The organism is Pseudarthrobacter cellobiosi (assembly GCF_023913755.1).
Classification (GTDB): domain Bacteria; phylum Actinomycetota; class Actinomycetes; order Actinomycetales; family Micrococcaceae; genus Arthrobacter; species Arthrobacter cellobiosi.
Genome location: NZ_JAMXBJ010000044.1, coordinates 150,488 through 176,353 on the forward strand (window position 1 = coordinate 150,488; position 25,866 = coordinate 176,353).

Here is a 25,866-nt window from a genome sequence, read left to right on the forward strand (position 1 = left end):
TACTTCATTCTACTAACGCCTAGTCCGCGGCCTTGCTCTGGTTGTAGCTGGTGGAGCGTTCCTGGCCGCTGAGTTCGGCGATCGCATCCATGATGCGGTCCGTTACCTGCCGCCGCGCCGGCAGCGAATGATCCGGGCCAGTTTTATCGAAGTACAGCGGCTCCCCCACTTTCATGGTGAAGTGGTGTGGCTTAAAGCCCTTCTCACCCGCGGGCTGCAGGTTCTCCGTCCCGATCAGTCCAACCGGGATCACGGGAGCTCCGGTTGCCAGTGCAAGCCAGCCCACGCCGGTGCGCCCGCGATAGAGGATGCCGTCCCGTGAGCGCGTGCCCTCCGGGTAGATGCCGATGCCTTTGCCCGCTTCGAGGATGTCCAGGAGGGTTTTGAGCGCCTGGACGCTTGCTGCCTGCTCGCCGCGCTCCACGGGGATGGAGCCCACGGACTCGAAGAAAGATTTCATGACCTTGCCCTTCACGCCACCCGTGGTGAAGTACTCGGCTTTGGCAAAGAAGGCCACGGGCCGCGGCATCAGTGCCTGGACAATGACGCTGTCAAAGAAGGAAAGATGGTTCGGGGCCACAATGAAGGGCCCCTCTTTCGGGACGTTTTCAAGGCCGACGACGGTGGGCCGGCACGTGCCCGCGACGAGCCCGCGAAATGTCCAGCGGACCGCCTCAAACAGCGCCATCGTTGCGCACCTCACTCATCGCGGCAGCGTGGATGGCTTCGAGGCGCCCGATGGCGGCAACCATGCCCGCGGTGGTATCCACCACGGTGACGGCCCCGGCTTCCTCGAGTTCGCCGACGGGAGCGAAACCCCAGCCCACGCCGATGCAGTCAAGCCCGTTCGCGACGGCTCCCGCCACATCCTGGGCGCGGTCACCCACCATAACGGCGTGCTGCGTGGAGAGGTCCGTCAGGGCCGCGGCGATGATATCTGCCTTCCCCACCGGACCTTCCGTTGACGATTCGTTGTCTGCCGAACCCCTGATGGACTGGAACAGGTTGGCGATCCCGTGGTGGCGCAGCACGATCTGGGCCAGCCCTTCGGGCTTCTGCGTGGCGACGGCCACTGGCCTGCCTTCGGCCGCGAAGGTCTCCAGCGCTTCCCTGATCCCGGGGTACAGCCGGCTCTGGGCTATCCCAGTGGCCAGGTAGTACTGCCGGTACGTCCGGATGACCTCGTCAAGCATCTCGGCCGGAACCTTGCAGACACTCTGGAGTGCGTCGCTGAGTTTGGGGCCGATCATCGAGTTCAGGACGTCCTGGCCAGGAACCGGCAGACCTGCGGCGGCAAGGGCTGCTGCGATTCCGCCGGATATTCCGCCGGCCGGATCGACAAGAGTGCCGTCCAGGTCAAAGATCACGGGCACTGTTGTTTGAGTCACCGGCTTAGTTTCTCACGACACCGAGCATGCCTGAAACTCGCATGCCCGACACGGCATACGTCATCGGAGGCCAACCGCTTAGCCCAGTATTTCCGCGAGGAAGGATGCCGTGTGGCCCTTGGTGGATTTCGATACCTGCTCGGGCGTGCCGGTTGCCACGATCTGGCCGCCGCCCGAACCGCCGTCCGGGCCAAGATCTACGATCCAGTCGGCGCTCTTGATGACGTCCAAGTTGTGTTCGATGGTGATCACCGTGTTGCCCTTGTCCACCAGACTTTGGAGGACCATCAGGAGCTTGCGGATGTCCTCGAAGTGCAGGCCCGTGGTGGGCTCGTCGAGAACATACACACTGCGTCCGTTGGAGCGCTTCTGCAGTTCCGCGGCGAGCTTGACACGCTGGGCCTCGCCGCCGGAGAGGGTGGTTGCCGGCTGTCCCAGCCGTACGTAGCCGAGACCCACGTCCACGAGGGTGTTCAGGTGCCGGGCGATCGGGGAGAAGGCAGCGAAGAACTCCGCACCTTCTTCGATGGGCATGTTGAGCACATCCGCAATGGTCTTGCCCTTGTAGTGGACTTCGAGGGTTTCGCGGTTGTACCGTGCGCCGTGGCACACCTCGCAGGGCACGTAGACGTCCGGCAGGAAGTTCATTTCGATCTTCAGCGTGCCGTCACCTGCGCAGGCTTCGCAGCGCCCGCCCTTGACGTTGAAGGAGAACCGGCCTGGCAGGTAGCCACGGACCTTGGCCTCGGTGGTCTCGGCGAAGAGCTTGCGGATGTTGTCAAAGACGCCGGTGTACGTGGCCGGGTTGGAGCGTGGGGTGCGACCGATAGGGCTCTGGTCCACGTGCACCACCTTGTCCAGGTGCTCCAGGCCCATGATGCTCTTGTGGCGTCCGGCCACCTGTTTGGCGCCGTTGAGCTTGTTGGCCAGCACCTTGTAGAGGATCTCGTTGACCAGGGTGGATTTGCCGGAGCCGCTGACGCCGGTCACGGCGGTGAACAGGCCCAGGGGGAAGGCTGCATCAACGTTGACCAGGTTGTTTTCACGCGCCCCGACGACCTTCAGCTCACGCTTTTTGTCGTATTTGCGCCGCTTCTTGGGGATGTCGATCTTCTTGCGGCCGGACAGGTAATCGCCGGTCAGTGAGTTGGTGTTGGCCAGGAGATCCTGGTACGAACCCGAGTGCACCACCTGGCCGCCGTGCTCGCCTGCGCCGGGCCCGATGTCCACGATCCAGTCCGCCACCTGGATGGTGTCCTCATCGTGCTCCACAACGATAAGCGTGTTGCCCATGTCGCGGAGCCGGGTCAGGGTGTCAATAAGCCGGCGGTTGTCGCGCTGGTGGAGGCCGATGGAGGGCTCGTCCAGGACGTAAAGGACGCCCACGAGACCGGAACCGATCTGGGTGGCGAGCCGGATTCGCTGCGCTTCGCCGCCGGACAAGGTAGCGGAGGGGCGCTCGAGATTCAGGTATTCCAGCCCGACGTCGAGCAGGAAGGTCAGCCGGGCCTGTATTTCCTTGAGCACCTGGTGGGCGATCTGGGCCTCGCGGCCGGTGAGGACCAAGTTGTTCAGGAAGTCCGCGCAAACGCGCATGGGCATGGCCGCGACATCGGCGATGGACTTGCCGTTGATCAGGACGGACAGCGAGGCGGGGTTGAGCCTCGCGCCATTGCACGCGGGGCAAGCGATCTGCCGCATGTACTCTTCGTAGCGGTCGCGGGCCCATTCGGAGTCCGTCTCGCCGTGCTTGCGGTGGACGTACTGGATGGCACCTTCGAAGCCGGTACTGTATTTACGTTCCCGTCCGAAGCGGTTCTTGTACTGCACAACCACCTTGTGGTCCTTGCCGTGCAGGACGGTGTGGCGGACGTCGTTGCCCAGCTTTTCCCAGGGTGTGTCCATGGAGAAGCCAAGCTCCTTGGACAGCCCTTCGAGCAGGCGGTTCCAATACTCGGTTGTTGCGGTGCCAAGTGACCATGGCGCGATGGCGCCCTCGGACAACGACAGCTCAGGATTCGGAATGATCAGTTCTTCGTCAACCTCGAGCCGTGTACCGATGCCGCTGCACGCGGAACAGGCGCCGAAAGGGTTGTTGAAGGAGAAGGACCGCGGCTCGATTTCATCGATGGCCAGGGGATGTTCGTTAGGGCAGGCGAGGTTCTCGGAAAATGCCCGCAGCCGTCCCGGCGCGTCTGCGTCCAGATCGACGAACTCGGCCAGCACCCGGCCTTCGGCCAGGCCAAGCGCCGTTTCAACGGAGTCCGTGAGGCGCTGGCTGATGCCCTCCTTAACCACCAGGCGGTCCACCACCACCTCAATCGTGTGCTTGAACTGCTTGCCGAGTTTGGGCGGCTCGCTCAGCTGGATCAGCTCACCATCCACCCGGGCACGCGAATAGCCCTTGGCGGTCAGCTCCTTGAAGAGGTCCACGAACTCGCCCTTACGCCCCCGCACCACAGGCGCCAAGACCTGGAAGCGTGTGCCTTCGTCAAGCTCAAGCAACTGGTCCACGATCTGCTGCGGAGTCTGCCGGGCCACAACCTCGCCACAGACCGGGCAATGCGGCCGTCCCACGCGTGCCCACAGCAATCGCATGTAGTCATAAATTTCGGTGATGGTGCCAACCGTGGACCGGGGGTTCTTGCTGGTGGACTTCTGGTCAATCGATACCGCCGGCGAGAGCCCCTCGATGAAATCGACGTCCGGCTTGTCCACCTGGCCGAGGAACTGGCGGGCATAGGCCGACAGGGACTCAACGTAGCGCCGCTGGCCCTCGGCGAAGATTGTGTCGAACGCCAGGGACGACTTCCCGGAACCGGACAGCCCGGTGAAAACGATCATGGCATCACGGGGCAGATCCAAGTCCACGTTGCGCAGGTTATGCTCGCGCGCCCCTTTGACCACAAGGCGGGAGAGGTCTGGCCGGGCAGGCGTGGCTGGGGCCTGGGGAACGGCGACGGGGACGGATTCGACTGCTGTTTCTTCAGCTACGGCTTTAGGCACCCACTAATGCTAATCGAAAACTTCTTCGAATATCCATGCGGGGTCCGGCTAGTCGGCGTCGTAGGCTGCAGCCAGCAGCTGGACTGCTTCCGCAAAGCTGGCACCTTGGGCCTTGGCCACTGACGCATAGGAGTTGGCGGCCAGGGAGAGCGCATCCGCCCGCTCATCACGCGCGCACACCACGGTGCCGTTCCTGCCCTTTGTGGCCACGACACCGGCCGCCTCCAACTCCTTGTACGCCCTGGCCACCGTGTGGGGCGCGACGTCGAGCAGCCCCGCCATGGTCCGCACCGCCGGCAGCTTGGTTCCCGGCGGAAGGGCCCCGCTGTCCGCAAGACGGATCACATGCAGGCGCAGCTGCTCAAACAATGCCACCGTGCTGGACTGGTTGGGCTTCCAGGTTCCGGGGAACGGACCCGCTGTTGTCATCGTCCGGCCTCCAACGTGCCGGCGCGGCCCGGGCGTCCGGCGAACTGGGCGTTGTAGAGCCGTGCATAGCGGCCGTTGGCCGCCAGGAGGCTTCGATGGGTTCCCTGCTCTGCAATGCGTCCGTGGTCCATGACCAGAATTAGATCAGCGTCCCGGACCGTGGACAAACGGTGGGCGATCACAAAGCTTGTTTTTCCACGGCGCAACCGCTGCATGGCCTGGCGGATCAGGACCTCGGTCCGGGAATCCACTGAACTGGTGGCCTCATCCAGGACCAGCACAGTGCGGTCCGCCAACTGCGCCCGGGCGATAGCGATCAGCTGGCGCTGGCCCTGGCTGAGCGGCTCTCCCCCGTTGCCCAGCATCGTGTCGTAGCCGGCCGGCAGCGACCTGATGAGGTGGTCCACGTGGCTCGCCTCGGCTGCCGCAGTGATCTCCGCAGCCGTGGCTCCTGGCCGGCCGTATTCGATGTTCTCCCTGATGGTGCCGGAAAACAGCCAGGCATCCTGCAGCACCACGCCGAATCCCTTGCGCAGGACGTCCCGCGGAATGTCAGCAATGTCGGTACCCCCGATGGTGATCCTGCCGGCGTCGACCTCGTAGAACCGCATGAGTAGGTTGACAACGGTGGTCTTGCCGGCGCCCGTGTGCCCGACAATCGCGACCGTCCGGCCCGGTTCCACCGTGAACGACAGTCCACGGACCACAGGGTCAGCCCGGGCATAGCCAAAGGTGACATCACTGAACACAATCCGCCCTCCCTGACCGGGTTTGTGACCGTCACTTTCGGTCTCGGCAGGTATCTCCGCGGAGTCGAGCAGGTCGAACACACGGCGTGCCGAAGCCACGCAGGACTGGATGACGTTGAGCATGCCGCCGATCTGGCCCACAGGCTGGGTGAAAAGCCGGCTGAACTGGATGAACGCCTGGATCCCGCCGATGGTCATGGCCCCCATGGTGACCTGGAGCGCCCCCACCACCGCCACCGCGATGTAGTTGATATTGGCGATAAGGACCATCAACGGCTGGACAATGCCGGATGAATACTGGGCCCGTGCGGATGCCCGGGCCAGGCGGTCGTTGCTTGCCTTGAAGACTGCCGCTGCCTGGTCCTGGTACCCGAAGGCCTTAATAACCTCGTGCCCGGTGACAAACTCCTCCACGTGCGCGTTCAACTCACCCGTTTCGGTCCACTGGCGGGCAAAATGCGCTTGGGACTTCCGGGCCACCATAACGGTGATAAGGGTGGACAAGGGCACCGAAACAAGCGCGATCAGGGCCAGGAGCGGCGAGATCCACAGCATCATGGCCAAGGCACCGCACAGCATCAGGACAGACATGATCAGCTGCGTGAGGACCTGGCTGAGCGCTTGCGAAATATTGTCGATGTCATTGGTGACGCGGCTCAGGACATCACCCCTGGACTGCTCTTGGAAGTACGTGGAAGGAAGCCGGTGCAGCTTGTCTTGAACCGATGCCCGGAGGCGGTACATCAGGCCGTGAACCGCGCTGGCCGTCAGCGCTCCCTGGATCCAGTTGAACAGCGAAGCGCCGATGTACATCGCGGCAACGGCGGCCAGCAGGAGTCCCAGGCGCTGCCCGTCGAGCGCTCCGCTGTAGACCCCATCCACCACCACATCGGTGGCATCACCAAGGTAGTTCGGCGCCGCGACGTTAAGGGCAACAAAAGCGCAGGTGGCCGCAACTGCACCCAGCATCCGCCCCCTGGACGGGCGCAGCAACGCGAGGACCCGGCGCGCTGTGGGCCAGAACCCTTCGGACGCCCCGGCGCCAGGCGAAGCGGTCATGGCGCGTCGTCCAGCGCCAGTTGGGACTCGGCGATTTCCCGGTAGGTGGCAGACGTCTCCAGCAGTTGCAGGTGTGTTCCCTGTGCAACCAGCCGGCCGTCGTCGAGCACCAGGATCTGGCCGGCTCCGGCAGCGGTGGAGATCCGTTCCGCCACGACAATGACCACTGCACCCTCAAGGGCAATCTCCAGGGCATCCCGGACCCGGGCCTCGGTGGCGAAGTCCAGCGCAGAAAAGCTGTCGTCAAAGAGATAGATGGGGACCCTCCGCAGGAGGGCCCGCGCTATGCAGAGACGCTGCCGCTGGCCTCCGGAGAGATTCGTTCCGCCTTGCCCGACCTCCGTGCCCATCCCCCGCGGCAGCGCACGGACGAAGCCGGCGGCCTGAGCTGTCTCCATGGCTTCCCAAAGCTGGCCCTCGGTTGCCTCCGGAGCTGCGACGCGCAGGTTGTCGGCGATGGTTCCGGAGAAAAGGTGCGACATTTGTGGCACCACCGCCATGGTCCGGCGGAGGACGTCCAGGGACATCGAGCAGATGTTCCGGCCGCCGATGCTGATGGTTCCGGCTGTGGCGTCCAGGAACCGGGGCACCAGGCTCAGGAGTGTCGACTTGCCGCTCCCTGTTGAGCCGACGATGGCAACAGTGGTTCCTGGCCGGGCCGTGAAGCTGATGTCTTCCAGTACCGGATTTTCGGCGCCGGGGTAGGAGAAGCTGACATTCCTGAAAGTGACGCTGCCGCCCTCCAAGGAGCTCCCATGGCGGGTCTCTTGGGGCGCCTTGTGGTCCTGGACTGACGGTCTTGCGTCGAGCACGGCACCCAGCCGTTCTGCGCAGGCAGCGGCCCGCGGCGCCGTCATGAACACGTACATGGCCATCATGATTGCCAGGAGAATCTGCAGGATGTACGCGATAAAGGCCGTGAGGGCACCAATCTTCATCCCGCCGTCGTAAACCCGGTGACCACCGAACCACACCACGGCCACCGACGACAGGTTGACCACAATCATGATCAGCGGCAGCATGCCGGCCACGAGCAGCGACGACTGAAGGTTGTTTCCCGTGAGGCTGCTGTTGGTCTTCGCAAACCGGCGTGTTTCGTGTCCCTGCCTGACGAAGGCGCGGATCACATTCGCGCCGATGATCTGTTCACGAAAGAGCTCCCCCGTGCGGTCCAGGAGCTCCTGCCCCTGCCGGTACAGGGGAACGAGGCGCCGGACGATGAGATACATGATGAGCAGAAGTATTGGCATGATGACCATCACGACGCTTGAAAGCACCATGTCCTGCTGCCACGCCAGTATGACGCCCCCGGCGGCCATCACGGGGGCCGCCACAAGCATGGTGAAGACCAGGACGGCGAACGACTGGATCTGCTGGGTGTCGTTGGTGGCCCTGGTAACGAGGCTTTGCGTGCCGAAGGCTGCCATTTCCTGGGATGAAAGCGACTGGATCCTGGTGAAGACCTCGCCGCGCAGCTGGTGCCCGAGCTTCATGGCCACCACTGCCCCGAAGTAGCCCGCGGCGATGGCTGCCGACGCCTGGACCGCAGCTATCAGGACCATGACGGTGCCCAAGCGGAAGATTTCCGGCGTGTTCCCCGCAACGATGCCGTCGTCGATGATGGCAGCGTTGATGGTGGGCAGCAGGAGGTTGCCTGCGGACTGGACAAGCTGGAGAGCAACGATCGCGGTCACGGCGCCTTTGTGGCCAGCCAGCAGTCGGGTCATCAAGCCGAAAAGCATCGCACCTCCAGGACGGATTTGGGAGGCCGATGAGGGTCCGGCCATTTGCCATCCCCAGAAGCCGCTGTCGTCATTGTAACCAGCATCACATTCTCTTCTTGGTCATAAGGCATTACCGACTATGTAGAGAACCTCAAGCGAATGGAGTTTATGCGCTTGGCTGCTTTTGCGCCACGGCAAAGATCCGCCGGAACGGAAACACCGTGCCATGTGCCGTTGCCGGGTATGCGGCCGCCAGGGCTGCAGCATACTCCGCTTCAAAGGCGTGCCCGTCCTCGGCCGACAGTGCCGCCGCGACCGGGCGCAACGCCGTGCCGCGCACCCAGTCCAGCACCGGATCCGTCCCAGTGAGGACCTGCTGGTATGTGGTTTCCCAGGCGTCTGCCGTGCAGCCCGCGTCCAGCATGATGCTGAGGTAGTCTGCGGGCTCCCCCACGGATTCTCCACCGCGAAGTACGCCGTCGAGCTGGGGCGACCAGCGTGCCGAACCCGCGAGTTCCCGCATCAGGGCATGGGACGGGGCGTTGAAGTTCCCCGGCACTTGCATGGCGAACCAGGCACCGGGCTTGAGCGCCGCCAGCCAGCCGGCAAGCATCTCCTGATGCCCCGGCACCCACTGAAGCGCGGCGTTGGTGACCACCACGTCGGTTTCAGCGGGGGGTGTCCAGTTTGCGATATCCGCCACCTTGAAGCTGAGGCCCGTATGCCTGGCTGCGTGCGCGGCGGCTTTGTTCAGCATTTCTCTGGACGAATCGAGCCCGACCACTTTCGTTTCGGGCCATCTCCGGGCGAGGGTGGCCGTGAGGTTTCCCGGACCACATCCAAGGTCCACAACGTGCTTTGGCCGGTCGGCCTGGATCCGCCCCGTAAGGTCGAAAAAGGGCCGGTCGCGGTAGTCGCCGAACTGGACGTACTTTACGGGGTCCCACTTCACAGTTAACTCCATCGCCTGGTGCTGTCTGGCAGTACCGCGAGCCTAACCCGGGCCCACCCGAATATCCGGCACCGGCTGGGCACTAAGCTGGAAATCAATGAAACTCGTTGACCAGCTGCCTGTCCTGTCCGCCTCAGACCCCTCCGGCGCAGGCATCGACCCGGACGCCCTGTACACCCAGTTCCTGGAGTGGACCGAAAGCCGGGGCCTGGAACTGTACGCTGCCCAGGACGAGGCCATCATGGAGCTTGCCACCGGAGCCAACGTCATCCTCGCCACCCCTACCGGTTCCGGCAAATCGCTGGTGGCCATCGCGGCGCACTTCCAGGCCATGGCCCGCGGCCAGCGCAGTTACTACACCGCACCCATTAAGGCACTGGTCTCGGAGAAGTTCTTTGCCCTGTGCGACATCTTCGGTGCAGAAAACGTCGGCATGATCACGGGGGACTCCGGCGTCAACCAGAACGCACCGATCATCTGCTGCACAGCGGAAATTCTCGCGAACATCGCCCTCCGCGAAGGGGCCGACGCCGAACTCGGTGCGGTCATCATGGACGAATTCCATTTCTACTCCGACCCCCAGCGTGGTTGGGCCTGGCAGGTCCCGCTGCTGGAGCTGCCCCAGGCCCAGTTCCTTCTGATGTCCGCAACCCTGGGTGATGTCAGCCGGTTCGAGGCTGGCATCACCGAGCTTACGGGCCGCCCCACCACCACCGTCAGTTCAGCCGAGCGCCCCATTCCGCTGCATTACTACTACCACCAGACGCCGGTCCACGAAACACTCGAGGAACTCCTCGCCACGCGCCAGGTGCCCGTCTATGTGGTGCACTTCAGCCAGATCGAGGCCATTGACCGGGCCCAGACACTGATGAGCATCAACGTGTGCACCCGCGAGGAGAAGGACAAGATCGCGGAGCTGATCGCGAATTTCCGTTTCGCCGCAGGCTTCGGCAAGACGCTCAACCGGCTGGTCCGGCACGGTATCGGGGTCCATCACGCCGGCATGCTGCCGAAGTACCGCAGGCTCGTGGAGCAGCTCGCCCAGGCGGGCCTGCTCAAGGTGATCTGCGGTACGGACACACTGGGCGTGGGGATCAACGTGCCCATCCGCACCGTGTTGCTCACCGCACTGAGCAAGTACGACGGCGTCCGCACCCGCCCGCTTAACTCCCGGGAGTTCCACCAGATTGCCGGAAGGGCCGGCCGCGCCGGGTATGACACCGCGGGGACAGTGGTGGTCCAGGCACCCGAGCACGTCATCGAAAATGTGAAGGCGATGGCCAAGGCCACCGCCAAATTTGGTGACGACCAGAAGAAGCTCCGCCAGGTGGTCAAAAAGAAGCCGCCGGAGGGCTTCGTCTCCTGGGGTGAACCCACCTTCAAGCGCCTCGTGGAATCTGTGCCCGATCCTTTGACGTCCAGTTTCAGCGTGACGCATTCGATGCTGATGAACCTGATGGAACGGCCCGGCGACCCGTTCACGGCGGCCCGCCGGCTGCTGACCGAAAACCACGAGAACCGGTCCTCACAGCTGCGGCTGATGAAAAAAGCCCTGGGAATCTACCGTGAGCTCCTCGCCGCTGAGGTGGTGGAGCGCATCCCGGCAGAAGAGCAGGGCCATGACGGCAGGACAGTACGGCTCACCGTCCATCTGCAGGCCAACTTTGCCCTGAACCAGCCACTCTCGCCGTTTGCACTGGCGGCGCTGGAGCTCCTTGACCCGGATTCGCCGTCGTACGCCCTGGACGTGGTGTCCGTGATCGAGGCGACCCTCGAAAAGCCCCGCCAGATCCTCTCCGCCCAGCAGAAGAAGGCCCGCGGGGAAGCGATTGCCGCGATGAAGGCTGACGGCATCGAGTACGACCAGCGCATGGCCATGCTGGAGGAAGTCACCTATCCGCAGCCGCTCGCCGAACTCCTGGGCGAAGCCTTCGAGGTCTACCGCAAGGCCGCGCCATGGGTGGGCGACTTTGAACTGGCGCCCAAGTCCGTGGTCCGCGACATGTACGAGCGTGCCATGAACTTCGGCGAATTTGTCCAGTTCTACGGGCTGGCCCGCTCCGAGGGCATTGTGCTGCGCTACCTCGCCGACTGCTTCAAGGCGCTGCGCCAGACCGTACCGCAGGACATGCTTCGGGAGGACCTTGAAGACCTCATCGCCTGGCTTGGCGAACTGGTGCGGCAGGTGGACTCCAGCCTCCTGGACGAATGGGAGGAGCTGACGTCCGGCGCGATGCCCACCCCGCACGACGCTCCCCCTCCGCCGCCGCCGTCGCTGACGTCCAACATCCGTGCCTTCCGCGTGATGGTCCGCAACGAGATGTTCCGCCGCGTGGAACTGTTCGCAGACGAAAACGCCGCAGCCCTGGGCGAGCTCGACGGCGGCGCGGGCTGGGATGCCGACCGCTGGGAAGACGTCCTGGACGACTACTTCGACGAACACAACGACATCGGCACCGGCCCGGATGCCCGGGGTCCCGGACTGCTTATGATCACCGAAGAGCCTGGGCTTTGGAAGGTCCGGCAGATTTTCGATGATCCGGCGCGCAACCATGACTGGGGCATCTCCGCCGAGGTAGATCTGGCGGCCTCCAACGAATCCGGAACGGCAGTGGTCCGTGTCACCGACGTCAACCGGCTCTAGGCTCTGACCGAATGGACTCCGTCCCCGATCTGACCGGCAGTCTTCGGGTTTTGGGAGCCCTGAAGGCCCAGCCCGTGGCACCGTCCGACGGTCCACGGCAGTGGTGGAAGGGCCCGCTGGACGTCGAGGGGCTGGCTTTGGGGGCGGTCCAGGCAGCAGCGACGTCGCTGAACGCGCTTGCTGGCGTTCCGGGCAGGTACTCCCTGGCATCCGGAGCCACCGCGCCGGCGTTCGATTCGCTGGGACACCTGCGGATCGCGGGTGAGAAACCTGAAGGGTTCGCTCCGATGTCCGGCTTGCGGCGCACGTCGGACGGCTGGATCCGCCTGCACGCCAACTACCCCCACCACGCAGCCCGGCTGACGTCGGCCCTCTCCCTGAGCACACCACAGGACGTGGAACACGCCCTGCTAAGAATGACGTCCCTGGCAGCCGAGGAAGCCATCACGGCTAACAACGGCGTCGCTGCTGCCGTGCGCAAGCGGGACGAGTGGGTCGCAACACCGATGCATGCGGCTGCCAGTGCCGGGCCCTGGATCAGAATCTCCCTTCCGCCAATGGCAGCCAGTGAACGTCCGCAGGTCTCCCGGTGGGTTCCGTCGGCAGTTCCGCGCCGCCCCTTAGCCGGGCTAAAGGTGCTGGACCTGACCCGCGTCATTGCCGGCCCCACGGCCACACGCCTCCTGGGCGCCCTGGGCGCGGACGTCCTGCGCATCGACCCGCCCCAGCTTCCGGAGCTGAGCGATGTGTTCATTGACTCGGGCTTTAACAAGCGCAGTGCCGAGGCGGACCTCCGGGATCCTGCCGCTATGGAAGCGGTCAGGCGCCTCATTGGGTCTGCCGATGTGGTGGTCACGGGTTACCGCGACGGCGGGCTGGACCGTTTCGGACTGGCGCCCGAAGCGCTGTTGCATGCCCGGCCCGACCTCGTCATAGTCGCCCTCAGTGCCTGGGGCAGCGGCGGCCCTTGGAACGGACGGCGCGGTTTCGACAGCCTGGTACAGGCCGCTTGCGGCATTGCCGAACGGTATGGCCGCACGACTGATGACGGGTGGCAGCCGGGGGCGCTTCCAGTGCAGGCACTGGATCATGCCACCGGTTATGGCCTGGCGGCGGCAGCACTTGCCTTGCTGGCCGAACGGCTCCGAAGCGGACGAGGCGGAGCGGCCCGGCTTTCGTTGGCCCGCACCGCTGAAGAATTGTTCCGGCTGCCCGCGGTGGCCGGTCACGGTGGTTCGCTGCCTGACCCGGACTTCCGCGTGATGGACAGCCCCTACGGCCGCCTGCGATATGTTGGGCCGCCCATCATGGCGGACGGCGTGCCCCTGGAATACAGCAACGGGCCCGTCCGCTACGGGACATCGCAGCTTCGCTGGCAATAGGGATCCTGGCAGTAGGGATCACGGCCCGCTAGTAAACTCGGACCATGAGTGCAATCCGCCCCGCCACCCGGCAAGACGTCCCCCCCATTCTGCAGATGATCCACGAACTGGCCATCTACGAGAAGGAACCGGACGCGGTCCGCAACACACCGGAAATGCTGGCTGAGGTCCTGTTCGGCGCGAACCCGCGCGTGTTTGCCACGATGGCTGAGAACAGCGCAGGCGAGGTCCAGGGATTCGCTCTCTGGTTCCTGAACTACTCCACCTGGGAAGGCGTCCACGGCATCTACCTTGAAGACCTCTACGTCAGCCCGCACGCCCGCGGCGAAGGTCACGGCAAGGCGCTCCTGCAGCACCTGGCCGCCACCGCCGTCGAGAGAGGCTACGCCCGGGTTGAGTGGAGCGTCCTGGACTGGAACGAACCGTCCATCAACTTCTACCGCAGCCTCGGCGCCCGTCCCCTGGATGGCTGGTCCACGTTCCGGCTGACCGGCGACGCGCTGGAGAGCTTTGGCACCAGAACGGCAGCTTCCATCCGTGGCTGAGCGGGACGCTTCCTCTCAAACGACGCAAACGCGGACCCCTGTCCCGCATTTTGTTAAGGCCCGGCACGAATTCCGGGGCATGCGCACCGCTGAGCACTACTTCACCGTTCCCTTGGACCACTTCGCTCCAGGGAGCGGCGACGACCCCGAGACCATCACAGTCTTCGCACGTGAGTACGTCTCGTCGGCCCACACCGGGGCTGAAGCCGAACAGCTTCCCTGGCTGCTATTCCTCCAGGGCGGGCCGGGCGGCCGCGGCAACAGGCTGACTTCGCTGAGCGGCTGGAGCAAGGCTGCGGCCCGGGAATTCCGGATCCTGATGCTGGACCAGCGCGGCACCGGGCTTTCGACCCCCGTTGACCGGAACACGCTGCCGGCGCGTGGAACGGCCGTGGCACAGGCTGCGTACCTTGAGCATTTCCGTGCGGATTCCATCGTCGCCGACGCGGAGCTCATCCGTGCGGCGCTCGGCTCCGGCCCCTGGAGCATCTACGGCCAAAGCTACGGCGGATTCTGCGCGCTGACGTACCTGTCCTTTGCCCCGGACGGGCTGAAGGAAGCTCTCATCACGGGCGGACTTGCGCCGCTCGCCGGCCATCCCGACGACGTCTACCGCGCCACGTTCGCGCGGGTTGCGGCCCGCAACACTGAGTACTTCAGCTGGTATCCGGAGGACCGCCGGACAGTGAACGCGATCGCATCGCACCTTCGGCAGTCCGAGGAGTTCCTTCCCGACGGCGGCCGGCTCACGGCGGAACGGTTCCAGATGGTGGGCTCCTTCCTGGGCGGAAACACGCGCGTGGACGGCCTGCACTACCTGCTGGAGGACGCCTTCACCGAGACCCCACAAGGGACCAGGCTCTCCGATGCCTTCCTGGAGCAGGTCCAGGGCATCGTGTCCCGCCTGGCGAACCCGCTGTACGCCCTGCTGCATGAGTCCATCTACGGGCAGGGACAGGCGACCGGCTGGGCTGCCTGGCGAGTACTGGACGAAAATCCGGCATTCCGCCCGGATGCAGAGCCGCTGCTGCTGACCGGCGAGATGGTGTACCCGTGGTACTTCGAGCAGGATGCCGCATTGGCGCCGCTGCAGCAGGTCGCGCAACTGCTGGCCGCCAAGACCGACTGGAAGCCGCTCTATGACCACACGCAACTGGCCGCGAACGGAGTGCCGGTTGCCGCCGCGGTTTACCGGGACGATATTTACGTGGACCGCGATCTGTCCCTGGAAACGGCGGCTGCCGTGCGCGGACTCCAGGCATGGGAGACACCCGACTTCCACCATGACGGCATAGCCGACGACGGCGAGGCCATTTTCGGGCGGCTGCTGGGTATGGTGCGCTCGGTTGCCGGCTCAGCCGGCAGCTGAGCCGGCCGCCGGGCTGCGGCGGCGCGCCACCAGGGCAACGACGGCGGCGGTCAGGACAGCAGCCCCCACCAGTCCGCCTGCCATGTTGAGCCCCAGGTAGCCGGCCCAGCTGAGGATCAGTCCGGAGGTGGCCCCGCCCACCGCACCTGCGGCGCCCATCAGCATGTCCGACACACCTTGGACCACCACACGGGACTCCTGGCTAACGCTCTCCGCCAGCAGCGTGGACCCGGAAATGGTGGCCGCAGACCAGCCCATGCCCAGCAGGACAAGTCCCACGGCCACCGCGACGGTGGACGTCTGGCCAAACCCTGCGACGGCGACGGCAGCGATCAGCGTGGCGAAGCCGATCATGATGGTCTCAGTCCTGCCTGCCTTGTCCGTCAGCCAGCCCATGACCGGCGACAACGCGAACATGCCTGCGATATGCAGGGAGATGGTGAAGCCGATGATCACCAGGACATCGCCGGAGGCGGCGTGGCCGGCATGGGAAGCACCCGGTCCGGCCACGAGTTCCTGCAAATGCAGCGGGGTCATGGACATCACGCCCACCATCACGGCGTGCGCTCCGACGACGGCGGCAAGCGCCAGCCAGGAAGCCCTGGACTGGCGGATTGCCCGCAGCCCGCGGACAAGTGAGCCCCCGCCTGCGTTGCGGGTGGTGGGGCCTTGCTGGTCGGCCGTACGTGGTGGCGTGCCCTGCATTTTCCCGCCAGCTGGCTGGGCGTCGAGATCCAGCGCAGCGGGTTCCTGAGTGGCAAGATCCCGGGCGGCGATTTCCCGCGCGAGCAGGAGCGGGTCCGGCCTGAGGCCAGCGAAAAGCAGCACAATGGCCAGCAGGAGTCCGGCTGCGGAGATCACGAACGGTCCGGCGACGGGCGGCAGGCCGAGTGCCAGGCCCACCACGGTGCCGGGCTGGATCAGGTTGGGTCCGGCCACGGCGCCGACCGTCACAGCCCACACCACGGCGGAAAGCGCCCTGCCGCGGTGTTCAGCATCCGCAAGGTCGACGGCGGCGAAGCGTGCCTGCAGGCTGGCCGCGGTACCCACCCCGATGCCCAACGCCCCCAGCACCAGGAGGACGAACAAGCCGGACACCACCGACAGCACTATCAGAACTGTGCCGGCCAGGGCGGCGGAAAGCCCCGTGACCTGCCCGGCCCGACGGCCCCGCCGGTCCGCCAGCGAAGCAAGGGGCAGCGCTGTCAGCGCGGCCCCCAATGTCATAACCGTGGCCACGGCACCCGCCCACACGCTGGAACCGGAAAGTTCCACGGCCAGGATGGAACCAATCGAAACCGTGGCTCCGGTGCCGATGCCACCGAAAACCTGGGCCGCGCTCAGCAGCACCACGGTGCGCCGTTGCACCTGGCGCACTCCTCTTTCCGTGATCAGTGTGCGGGCCATGGTCCGAGCATAGTCCTGGGCGGCCAGGTCCTACAGGGGCAGATTAAGCCACTGATCCCGGCCGCCGTGCGGCCGGGATCAGTGGAAATGCATGATGCGTCAACAAAACGCGGAGACAGCCTACTCGGCTTCGCTGAGGCTCTTCTTGGCGTCTTCCTCGAGGCGGGGGTCCAGGTGGGCCGTCTTTGCCTTGGAGCTCAGGAGGCTGGCAATCACGGCAACGACGATGGTGCCCACGATGACGGCCAGGGAGACGAATGTCGGAATCTCGGGGGCCCACTCGATGTGGTTGCCGCCGTTGATGAACGGCAGTTCGTTCACGTGCATGGCGTGGAGCACCAGCTTCACACCGATGAACGCCAGGATGAAGGACAGCGCGTGCTTCAGGTAGATCAGGCGGTTCATCAGGCCACCCAGCAGGAAATAGAGCTGGCGCAGGCCCATCAGGGCGAACAGGTTGGCGGTGAAGACAATGAACGGGCTCTGCGTCAGGCCGAAGATCGCGGGAATCGAGTCCACTGCGAACAGGAGGTCGGTCAGGCCGATGGTGATGAACACGATCAGCATGGGTGTGAAGACCTTCTTGCCGTCCACCGTGGTGCGCAGCTTGCCGCCGTCGAACTTCTCCGACATGGGGATGACCTTGCGGATCCGGGCGATGAGCGGGTTTTCCTTGTCCTCTTCGTCCTCGCCTTCGTCCTGGGCCTGCTTCCAGGCGGTCCAGAGCAGGAACGCGCCAAAGATGTAGAACACCCAGCTGAACTGCTCGATCACGATGGCGCCGAGGAGGATGAAGATGCCGCGCAGGATCAGGGCGATGATGATGCCCACCATCAGGACTTCCTGCTGGTACTTACGGGGCACGGAGAATCGGGCCATGATGATGATGAAGACAAACAGGTTGTCGATGCTGAGGCTGTATTCAGTGACCCAGCCGGCCACGAACTGGCCGCCGAATTCGGCGCCGGTAAAGAAGAACATGGCCCCGGCGAACAGCAGGGCCAGGGAGACGTAGAACGCAACCCACAGGCCGGCTTCCTTCATGGAAGGCTCGTGGGGGCGACGGACGACCAGTAGAAGGTCAATGAGGAGGATCAGGCCAAGGACGACAAGTGAGCCGACCTCGAACCACACTGGTAATTCGGGCACAGGTTAGCCTTTCGCAGGGTACAGAGAAATGGTGTAAGTCTCTCCGGCCAGCCTGTGCACTTGGTGCTGACATGGCGGCCCGCTACGCCCGGCCAGGCAACTGTGCCTGGCGTGTTGACGATCGTAGCGCTCGGGATACTCCCCTACGTGACATTAACTGTACAGTAGGCGTCGCGACATGCGGAAACATGCCCCGACTGCCACGTCCCTTTGGCGCCCGGGGGTGGACTAGGCGTGGCCGGCCGACTGCATCTGGCGGAGCTCCTTCTTAAGGTCACTGACCTCGTCCCGGATCCGCGCGGCCACCTCGAACTGGAGTTCGGCGGCAGCGCCGTGCATCTGTTCGGTCAGTTGTTCGATGAGGCCCACGAGGTCTTCGGCCGGTGCCGCGGCGAGGCCGTCCTTGCGGAGCTGTGCCGAGCCCTTTGCCGCAGACTTGCCACGTTTGGCGCCCTTGGCCAGCCGGTTGTTGTTGAGCAGCTCCTGGGTGTCGGCGTCTTCCTTGGCCAGCTGGTCGGTAATGTCCGCAATCTTCTTCCGCAGCGGCTGCGGATCGATGCCCCGTTCCGTGTTGTAGGCAACCTGGATGGCGCGGCGCCGGTTGGTCTCGTCGATAGCCTTGGCCATGGAGTCGGTGATGCGGTCCGCGTACATGTGGACCTCGCCGGACACGTTGCGGGCAGCACGGCCGATGGTCTGGATCAGCGAAGTCGCCGAGCGCAGGAAGCCTTCCTTGTCCGCGTCCAGGATGCTCACCAGGGAGACCTCGGGCAGGTCCAGGCCTTCGCGAAGCAGGTTGATGCCCACCAGGACGTCGAAGACACCCATCCGGAGTTCCCGGAGCAGTTCAACGCGTCGGAGGGTGTCCACGTCCGAGTGCAGGTATTCGACCTTGATGCCGTGGCCCAGCAGGTAGTCGGTGAGGTCCTCCGCCATTCGCTTGGTCAGGGTGGTGACCAGGACGCGTTCGTTCTTTGCCGTGCGGGTCTTGATCTCGCCGAGGAGGTCATCGATCTGGCCCTTGGTGGGCTTGACCACAACCTCAGGGTCGATCAGTCCGGTGGGCCGGATGATCTGCTGCACAAAACCGTCAGCCTTGCCGAGTTCGTACTTGCCGGGAGTGGCCGACAGGTAGACCGTCTGGCCCACGCGTTGGAGGAATTCGTCCCATTTCAGGGGTCGGTTGTCCATGGCCGACGGCAGGCGGAAGCCGAAGTCCACGAGGTTCCGCTTGCGGGACATGTCGCCCTCGTACATGGCGCCGATCTGCGGCACGGTGACATGGGATTCGTCGATCACCAGCAGGAAGTCGTCCGGGAAGTAGTCGATGAGGCAGTGCGGAGCGGTCCCGCGGGCACGGCCGTCGATGTGCGACGAGTAGTTTTCGATGCCGTTACAGAAGCCCATCTGCTGCATCATTTCGAGGTCGTAGGTGGTGCGCATCCGGAGCCGCTGGGCTTCCACCAGCTTGTTCTGGCCTTCCAGGACGGCCAGGCGTTCGGCGAGTTCGTCCTCGATCCGCTTGATGGCCCGGGCCATCCGCTCGGGCCCGGCCACATAGTGCGAGGCCGGGAAGACGTACATTTCCTCTTCGTCCCGGATCAGCTCGCCAGTCAGCGGATGGAGAGTGTGGATGTTCTCGATCTCGTCTCCGAAGAATTCGATGCGGATGGCGAGTTCCTCGTACATCGGGATGATTTCCACGGTGTCGCCGCGGACCCGGAACGTGCCGCGGTGGAAGTCCATGTCGTTGCGCGCGTACTGCATGGATACGAATTTCCGGAGCAGGTCGTCGCGGTTCATCTGCGCCCCTTTGCGGAGCGTGACCATGCCGGCAATGTACTCTTCCGGCGTGCCCAGGCCGTAGATGCAGGATACCGTGGCCACCACAATAACGTCCCGGCGGGTCAGCAGCGCATTGGTGGCGGAGTGGCGGAGCCGTTCCACTTCCTCGTTGATGGACGAGTCCTTCTCAATGAAGGTGTCCGTCTGCGCTACGTAGGCCTCAGGTTGGTAGTAGTCGTAGTAAGAAACGAAGTACTCCACCGCGTTGTTGGGCAGGAGTTCACGGAATTCGTTGGCGAGTTGGGCGGCCAGGGTCTTGTTCTGCACCATGACCAACGTGGGCCGCTGGACCTGTTCGATGAGCCACGCCGTGGTGGCGCTCTTGCCGGTACCGGTGGCGCCCAGCAGGACAACGTCCTTTTCGCCGTTCCTGATCCGCTCCGTGAGTTCGGTGATGGCGGCAGGCTGGTCGCCGGCCGGCTGGAACTCGCTGATGACTTCAAACGGAGCGACGACTCGGTTGATCTCCTGGGCAAGGCTCATGCATCTAATCTACAACCGGGGACCGACAGTGGAAGCCGGATCAGTTACCGGCGAACATCACCCGAAACGGGCGGACAGGATCAGGACGCGTACGACGGCGGCACCCAGCCCGTGCGCGCGGCCCAACCGTCCATACGCGGCCAGGCGACGTCCGTGAACCACGGCTCCTTCGCCTCCGCATAGGCGTGGGTACCTCTACTGCCGGCAAACTGTTCGGTCAACGCGCGTTTATGGTCTTCATACAAGGCGGCGGCTTCCGGGTCGTTCCTGAGCCAGTCGCGGAAGAGCAGCGCGTAGCGCCAGCCGGACGATCCGGCCGCCCGTACGTGCACGTTGGCGGGGCGTCCGGGGTCCGCGTTGGCGTGGAAGCGTTTTTGCCACTGCGCCGGGTCCGGATCCGTCGGTTTCGGAGCGTCGAAGCCAACCCCCTGCACGGCCGGGAAGCCAGCAGCGGCCAGCAGCGGTGCGATCCGGTCCGCGGCGTTGAGATCGGACACCGTGACCTGGAGGTCGATGACGTCCTTGGCTGCCAGGCCAGGCACGGCTGTGGAGCCGATATGGTCCACAGCCAGGATGTCGTCCGGTGCTGCGGCCGTGATTCGGGCGCCAAGCCGTGCAGCCTGGACCGCCCAATCCTGCTGCGGCACCGACAAGACTGCCATGCCTGCCCTGACCGCCCTGACGCTGCGCCGGAGGTTGCGCGCGAACGGCACCAGTCGTTCGGCCCAGAGCCGGTCCACCTGCGCCGTCACGTCCGCCAGTGATCCGGAGTTGTCCAGCACGACGTCGGCAGCGGCCAGCCGCGCCTCGCGCGAGGCCTGGGCAGCCATGCGTGACCGGGCATCCTCGGCCGTCATGCCGCGGTGTTCGAGCATCCGGGCGATCCTGACGTCATCGGGCGCGTCCACCACAAGGACAAGATGGAAGCCGCTCCCCTGGCCCGTCTCCACGAGCAGTGGAATGTCCTGGACCACAATGGCGCCGCCCGGGGCTGTGGCGATGATCCTGTCCGCGGCGGCCCGGACCAGCGGGTGCACAATGCCGTTCAGCACGGCCAGCTGCGAGGGATTGCCGAACACCACGGAACCCAGCCTGGCCCGATCCAGCCGGCCGCCGCCGTCGAGCATGTCCGCTCCAAAGGCTTCAACCACGCTGGCCAGCCCCGGCGTTCCCGGTTCAACGACGTCCCGAGCCAGCGCATCCGCGTCCACCAGCACCGCGCCGAGCTCCGCCAGGCGTGCGGCGACCACTGACTTCCCTGAGGCGATGCCGCCCGTCAAACCGATCTTCAGCATCCCACCACCCTAATCCCCACCGCCTCCCTGACTTCGCTGCGCTCAGCCAGGGAACCCTGGCGGCGTGGGCCCATGCTCGCACTAGACTTGGGCGGTGCAAGAGCAAGACAGCAGGGCCACCGCCTACACCACGCTCGCGTTGGGGCCGGAGTTCCGGCACGAGATCGAGATCAAACGCTCCAGGTTCATCACGGTGCTGCGCCGCGCGGACAATGAGGACACCGCGCGGGATCTGGTGGCCGCCCTGCGCCGCGAGTTCCACGATGCCCGCCACCACTGCTCGGCGTTCGTCCTTGGGCCGGACCGGGACATCCACCGCTCCAATGACGACGGCGAGCCCTCCGGCACGGCCGGCATCCCCATGCTGGAAGCCATCATCAAGAGGGAAACAGCGCCGGGCCTGACGGACCTCAGCGACCTCAGTACCGTCGTCGTCCGCTACTTCGGCGGTATCCTGCTGGGTGCCGGCGGTCTGGTGCGTGCGTATTCCGAGTCGGTTTCCGCGGCCCTGGAACGGGCCCCGCTGGTCCGCCGGAGCCGGCTGCGGATCTGCTCAGCATCGGTGCCGCACGCCGCTGCGGGACGGCTGGAGAACGATCTTCGGGCGGCCGGTTTTGTGATGGCTGAAACCAGCTACGTCGCGCAGGACACGATCCTGCGCCTGGCCGTGCCCGACGATGCTGAAGAAATCACTGCCGCCACCGAACGCGTGTTATCGCTCACCGCCGGGAGAACCGTGCTCACGCCGGCCGGAACGGAGTGGCTCGATGTCCCGCTGCCCTGAAGTCCGTCTGGCAGACGTCGACGACCCTATGCTGGAGCGGCTGCTGGAGCTGGCGCAGCTGGATGCGTCCGCGGATGCCGTCACACCGCCGCTGGGCAACGGGACGGGCTGGAATGCGGAACGCGTCGACTGGTTCCGCGCCTACCACCGGTCTGCAGCCGCGGGACTGGAGGGACCGGCCGCGGAAAAGAGCTGGGCAGTGCTCTGCGACGGCAGCCCGGCCGGCGCGATCAGGCTCAAGCTGACGGACGAGGAAACGGCGCAACACGAAACAGCTGAGACGGGCATCTGGCTGGGCCGGCGCTACCGCGGCCACGGTGTCGGCGGCGCCGCGTTGCGGCTGGTGCTGGCGGAAGCCCGCCGCGCCGGACTGCACCAGGTCGTGGCCAACACCACGGCAGCCAACATCGGCGCGCAGCGGCTCCTCACCGCCGTAGGCGCGGTCCTGACGCACGACGACGGCGGCGTGGTGAGTGCCGTCGTCGTACTCTCAACTAACTCGCAGTAGACGCACCGAAACCCTCGTTTGGGAGCATTAAGTGCTGGTCAGATGGCCGGCCAACCACGGATGGCGCATTAAGCACAGCGGGCCCCCGCATTTGCAGGGGCCCGCTGTGCTGGCCCGGGAAGCCCCGGGCCGGTGGCAATTAGTTGCCGGTCAGCTTCTCGCGCAAAGCTGCAAGAGCCTCGTCCGAAGCAAGGGTACCGGCCCCGGCGTTGGACTCGGCAGCAGGCTCGGAGGAGTAGCTGGTGGTGCCGGAATCGCTGTCACCGGACGTTGCAGCTGCAGCGTCGTCGGCAGCGTGCTGGGCAACCTGCTTCTTGTGTGCTTCCCAGCGGGTCTGGGCGTCAGCGTACTGCTGCTCCCAGACGGCGCGCTGGTTCTCGTAGCCTTCAAGCCACTCGTTGGACTCCGGGTCGAAGCCCTCCGGGTACTTGTAGTTGCCCTCTTCGTCGTACTCAGCGGACATGCCGTAGAGAGCCGGATCGAATTCGGTGGACTCGGCGTCAACGCCCTCGTTAGCCTGCTTGAGGGAGAGGGAGATACGGCGGCGCTCGAGGTCGATGTCGATGACCTTGACGAACAGCTCGTCACCAACGGAGACAACCTGCTCAGCCAGCTCCACGTGGCGGACTGCCAGTTCGGAGATGTGCACGAGGCCTTCGATGCCGTCTTCGACACGTACGAACGCACCGAACGGAACGAGCTTGGTGACCTTACCCGGAACAACCTGCCCGAGGGCGTGGGTGCGGGCGAAGGTCTGCCACGGATCTTCCTGCGTAGCCTTGAGCGACAGGGAAACACGCTCGCGGTCCAGGTCGACTTCGAGAACCTCGACGGTGACTTCCTGGCCAACTTCGACAACCTCGGACGGGTGGTCGATGTGCTTCCAGGACAGCTCGGAAACGTGAACGAGGCCGTCTACGCCGCCCAGGTCCACGAAGGCACCGAAGTTGACGATGGAGGAAACAACGCCGGGACGGACCTGGCCCTTTTCCAGCTTGTTGAGGAACGTGGAGCGGACCTCGGACTGGGTCTGCTCGAGCCATGCACGGCGGGACAGCACAACGTTGTTGCGGTTCTTGTCCAGCTCGATGATTTTGGCTTCGATCTTCTGACCGATGTACGGAGCGAGGTCGCGCACACGGCGCATCTCGACGAGGGATGCGGGCAGGAAGCCGCGCAGACCGATGTCGAGGATAAGACCACCCTTGACAACCTCGATGACGGTACCGGTGACAACACCGTCTTCTTCCTTGACCTTCTCGATGTCGCCCCAGGCGCGCTCGTACTGAGCCCGCTTCTTGGAGAGGATCAGGCGGCCTTCTTTGTCTTCCTTGGTGAGCACCAGGGCTTCGACGAGATCGCCAACGGAGACAACGTCTCCGGGATCAACATCGTGCTTGATGGACAGCTCGCGGGAGGGGATGACACCTTCGGTCTTGTAACCGATGTCGAGCAGAACTTCATCGCGGTCGACCTTGACGACGGTACCTTCGACGAGGTCTCCGTCGTTGAAGTACTTGATGGTGGCGTCGACTGCTGCGAGGAAGTCCTCAGCGGTACCGATGTCGTTAATGGCGACTACGGGGGTACCGGGCTTCTCGGTGGAGGTGATGGTCATGTAGTAGGGGCTCCGTTGTGGATAGTTAGTCGGTCAGGCAAACCGCCGCGCCCGCGTTATGGAACGCAGGCGCAGGTGTTCGGGCGATCGCAGGGATCTTCCGGGTCATCCTGATTTGTGGATTTTAGAAACGTGCACGTAGTACGCGCCCACTTATTCTAGTCGCAGCGGCCAACAGGGGTCAAAGCGCATGGCAACGACCGGCCCTGGCCGAGCGCGCCTGCAATGCCGGGGCTCAGAAGTGCGTGAGGCAGTGCGTGGCGCGTTCCACCGCGAACATCCCGCGTGCCCGGAGCGCCGCACCCTGGGTGTGTTCACGGATCCGGCCCGCCGCCCTCAGCGTCACCGGGCTGACGGCGCCGAGGTAGATGGATGACAGCGCGGAGACATCCAGCGTCAGGTTAGGAACCTGCGCAGCTTCCAGACGCACGACGGCGGCCTCGCCGCCGCTGACTTCCACGGCAAACGTTCCAGCCGTGAGGCCAAGCGGGTCCTGCACCTCGAGCACCAGCCTGCCGTCAACCGGGTAGTGCCGGGCTTCCAGCGCCTGGCCCACGTCCAGGATGCGGAGCCAGAGCATGTCCCGGCTGTCTGAGGAGTCGATGCAGCGGGGATCGGCCAGTGCCCAGGTGAGCGGGTCATCCAGCGGCGCTTCCTCCCACGTGATGCGTTCAACCAGGTCGATGGCGGCCAGGAACTGCCAGAGCTCCAGGTAGGCCTCGTGAGTAGCCGCCACGAGGTCCACCACGTGCATGGTGTAGGGCTCGGTGTCCCAGCCGAGGAATTTGTAGGAGACGTAGCCGTCCACGGTGCCGTCGGGGCTGTAGTGCAGGGCCACCTTGACGGCAGGGTCTTCTTTGCCCTCGCGGCCCAAGGACCCAGAGGCCAGTTGGCGGTACCAGTCCTGGCGGCCGATCGATCCCGGCGTCAGGCGGTGCACGCGGTCGAAGACTTCCGGCGCCAGGTCCAGCAGCACACGGGGGTCCGCGATGTCCACGGTACCGACGGCATGGTGGTTGAGCCGGAACCGGGCGGTGGTGTCCACTTTCACGGTCCGTTCGAAGCTGGCCACACCGTAGCCAAAGCGCCCATAGATGGAGCCTTCTGACGCAGTCAGGGCTGCCATTGCCAGGCCATCGTCCTTCGCCATGGCCAGGTCCTCGGACATCATCCGGCGCAGCAGGCCGCGCCGCCGATGTGAGGTCCGGACCGTCACGGCTGTGACCAGTTGCGTCTCCAGCAGCCGGCCGAAGCCGATGTTGAGTGTTTTGCGCAGGGTGCCGAAGGTTGCCACCGGTACCTCTGCGGGGAGCGACCCAGGCGCGACTTCCCGCGTCTGGTAGGCGCCGGTGAAGATCCGCCGGTCAGCTGCGTAGGTCTCCAAGGACTTGGCAACATGCTCCGGTGTCCGCGTGGATTCGTGGAAGCCAAAGGCCACCGCCTTCACCCATGATTCGGCGTCGGGATAACCCGCCTCGCCCTTGGATGCCGCTGGGAAGCGCCGGATTTCATAGTCATCACTCAGTTCAG

Annotated in this window: 19 protein-coding genes; 6 read left to right on the forward strand and 13 right to left on the reverse strand. The window is 64.8% G+C overall.

Features of this window, described 5'->3' with window-relative positions:
- Positions 1-19 precede the first annotated feature (19 nt).
- The 7 genes from NG696_RS11175 to NG696_RS11205 form a co-directional block, all read right to left on the reverse strand.
- Entirely contained in the window at positions 20-688 is a 669-nt protein-coding gene (locus tag NG696_RS11175) for a lysophospholipid acyltransferase family protein (protein WP_058932527.1), read from the reverse strand.
- Complete coding sequence (locus NG696_RS11180; RefSeq protein WP_252575399.1) at positions 675-1,388, reverse strand: HAD hydrolase-like protein; 714 nt, start codon at positions 1,386-1,388, stop codon at positions 675-677. Before NG696_RS11180 ends, NG696_RS11175 begins: the two co-directional genes overlap by 14 nt.
- A 78-nt stretch (positions 1,389-1,466) precedes the next feature.
- Positions 1,467-4,394 carry an excinuclease ABC subunit UvrA gene (gene uvrA, locus NG696_RS11185; protein ID WP_252575400.1) on the reverse strand — a complete coding sequence of 976 codons (2,928 nt, stop codon included), beginning with the start codon at positions 4,392-4,394 and terminating at the stop codon, positions 1,467-1,469.
- Between the two features lie 48 nt (positions 4,395-4,442).
- Positions 4,443-4,823: a GntR family transcriptional regulator gene (locus NG696_RS11190; protein WP_252565274.1), complete on the reverse strand. Its 381-nt coding sequence runs from the start codon at positions 4,821-4,823 to the stop codon at positions 4,443-4,445.
- Positions 4,820-6,631: an ABC transporter ATP-binding protein gene (locus tag NG696_RS11195; protein ID WP_252565272.1), complete on the reverse strand. Its 1,812-nt coding sequence runs from the start codon at positions 6,629-6,631 to the stop codon at positions 4,820-4,822. The genes NG696_RS11190 and NG696_RS11195 overlap by 4 nt, the downstream gene beginning before the upstream one ends.
- On the reverse strand, positions 6,628-8,373 hold the full coding sequence (locus NG696_RS11200; protein WP_252575401.1) for an ABC transporter ATP-binding protein: 1,746 nt from the start codon (positions 8,371-8,373) through the stop codon (positions 6,628-6,630). The genes NG696_RS11195 and NG696_RS11200 overlap by 4 nt, the downstream gene beginning before the upstream one ends.
- Positions 8,374-8,521: 148 nt before the next feature.
- On the reverse strand, positions 8,522-9,307 hold the full coding sequence (locus tag NG696_RS11205) for a trans-aconitate 2-methyltransferase (RefSeq protein WP_252565269.1): 786 nt from the start codon (positions 9,305-9,307) through the stop codon (positions 8,522-8,524).
- Positions 9,308-9,404: 97 nt separating this feature from the next.
- On the opposite strand from NG696_RS11205, the gene NG696_RS11210 reads away from it, so the two are divergent.
- From NG696_RS11210 to NG696_RS11225, 4 genes are all read left to right on the forward strand, one after another.
- The gene (locus NG696_RS11210) at positions 9,405-11,951 is read left to right on the forward strand and encodes a DEAD/DEAH box helicase (RefSeq protein WP_252575403.1); all 2,547 of its coding nucleotides are present in this window, start codon (positions 9,405-9,407) and stop codon (positions 11,949-11,951) included.
- Positions 11,952-11,962: 11 nt separating this feature from the next.
- Positions 11,963-13,333 (forward strand): CoA transferase, encoded by a 1,371-nt coding sequence (locus NG696_RS11215; RefSeq protein ID WP_252575404.1) that lies wholly within the window; start codon positions 11,963-11,965, stop codon positions 13,331-13,333.
- Between the two features lie 44 nt (positions 13,334-13,377).
- Positions 13,378-13,878, forward strand: a complete 501-nt coding sequence (locus NG696_RS11220; RefSeq protein ID WP_252568696.1) for a GNAT family N-acetyltransferase — start codon at positions 13,378-13,380, stop codon at positions 13,876-13,878.
- A gap of 79 nt (positions 13,879-13,957) precedes the next feature.
- Positions 13,958-15,247 carry an alpha/beta fold hydrolase gene (locus NG696_RS11225; RefSeq protein ID WP_252568697.1) on the forward strand — a complete coding sequence of 430 codons (1,290 nt, stop codon included), beginning with the start codon at positions 13,958-13,960 and terminating at the stop codon, positions 15,245-15,247.
- Here NG696_RS11225 and NG696_RS11230 read toward each other — a convergent pair.
- The 4 genes from NG696_RS11230 to coaE form a co-directional block, all read right to left on the reverse strand.
- A complete protein-coding gene (locus NG696_RS11230) occupies positions 15,233-16,654 on the reverse strand; it encodes an MFS transporter (protein ID WP_252568698.1) in 1,422 nt (473 codons plus the stop codon). The genes NG696_RS11225 and NG696_RS11230 overlap by 15 nt on opposite strands.
- A 120-nt stretch (positions 16,655-16,774) precedes the next feature.
- Positions 16,775-17,803 carry a TerC family protein gene (locus NG696_RS11235; protein ID WP_252568699.1) on the reverse strand — a complete coding sequence of 343 codons (1,029 nt, stop codon included), beginning with the start codon at positions 17,801-17,803 and terminating at the stop codon, positions 16,775-16,777.
- Between the two features lie 228 nt (positions 17,804-18,031).
- The gene (gene uvrB / locus NG696_RS11240) at positions 18,032-20,131 is read right to left on the reverse strand and encodes an excinuclease ABC subunit UvrB (protein WP_252568700.1); all 2,100 of its coding nucleotides are present in this window, start codon (positions 20,129-20,131) and stop codon (positions 18,032-18,034) included.
- An 80-nt stretch (positions 20,132-20,211) separates the two neighbouring features.
- Positions 20,212-21,426 carry a dephospho-CoA kinase gene (gene coaE / locus NG696_RS11245; RefSeq protein WP_252568701.1) on the reverse strand — a complete coding sequence of 405 codons (1,215 nt, stop codon included), beginning with the start codon at positions 21,424-21,426 and terminating at the stop codon, positions 20,212-20,214.
- A gap of 94 nt (positions 21,427-21,520) precedes the next feature.
- Between coaE and NG696_RS11250 the strand changes: the two genes are divergently transcribed.
- Positions 21,521-22,210 carry an IMPACT family protein gene (locus NG696_RS11250; RefSeq protein WP_252575405.1) on the forward strand — a complete coding sequence of 230 codons (690 nt, stop codon included), beginning with the start codon at positions 21,521-21,523 and terminating at the stop codon, positions 22,208-22,210.
- Complete coding sequence (locus tag NG696_RS11255) at positions 22,194-22,718, forward strand: GNAT family N-acetyltransferase (RefSeq protein ID WP_252575406.1); 525 nt, start codon at positions 22,194-22,196, stop codon at positions 22,716-22,718. Before NG696_RS11250 ends, NG696_RS11255 begins: the two co-directional genes overlap by 17 nt.
- 139 nt (positions 22,719-22,857) lie before the next feature.
- Here the strand turns inward: NG696_RS11255 and rpsA are convergent, their stop codons facing one another.
- Positions 22,858-24,336 (reverse strand): 30S ribosomal protein S1, encoded by a 1,479-nt coding sequence (gene rpsA / locus NG696_RS11260; protein ID WP_056339708.1) that lies wholly within the window; start codon positions 24,334-24,336, stop codon positions 22,858-22,860.
- A 235-nt stretch (positions 24,337-24,571) separates the two neighbouring features.
- Positions 24,572-25,861 carry a GNAT family N-acetyltransferase gene (locus NG696_RS11265; RefSeq protein WP_252575418.1) on the reverse strand — a complete coding sequence of 430 codons (1,290 nt, stop codon included), beginning with the start codon at positions 25,859-25,861 and terminating at the stop codon, positions 24,572-24,574.
- Positions 25,862-25,866 lie beyond the last annotated feature (5 nt).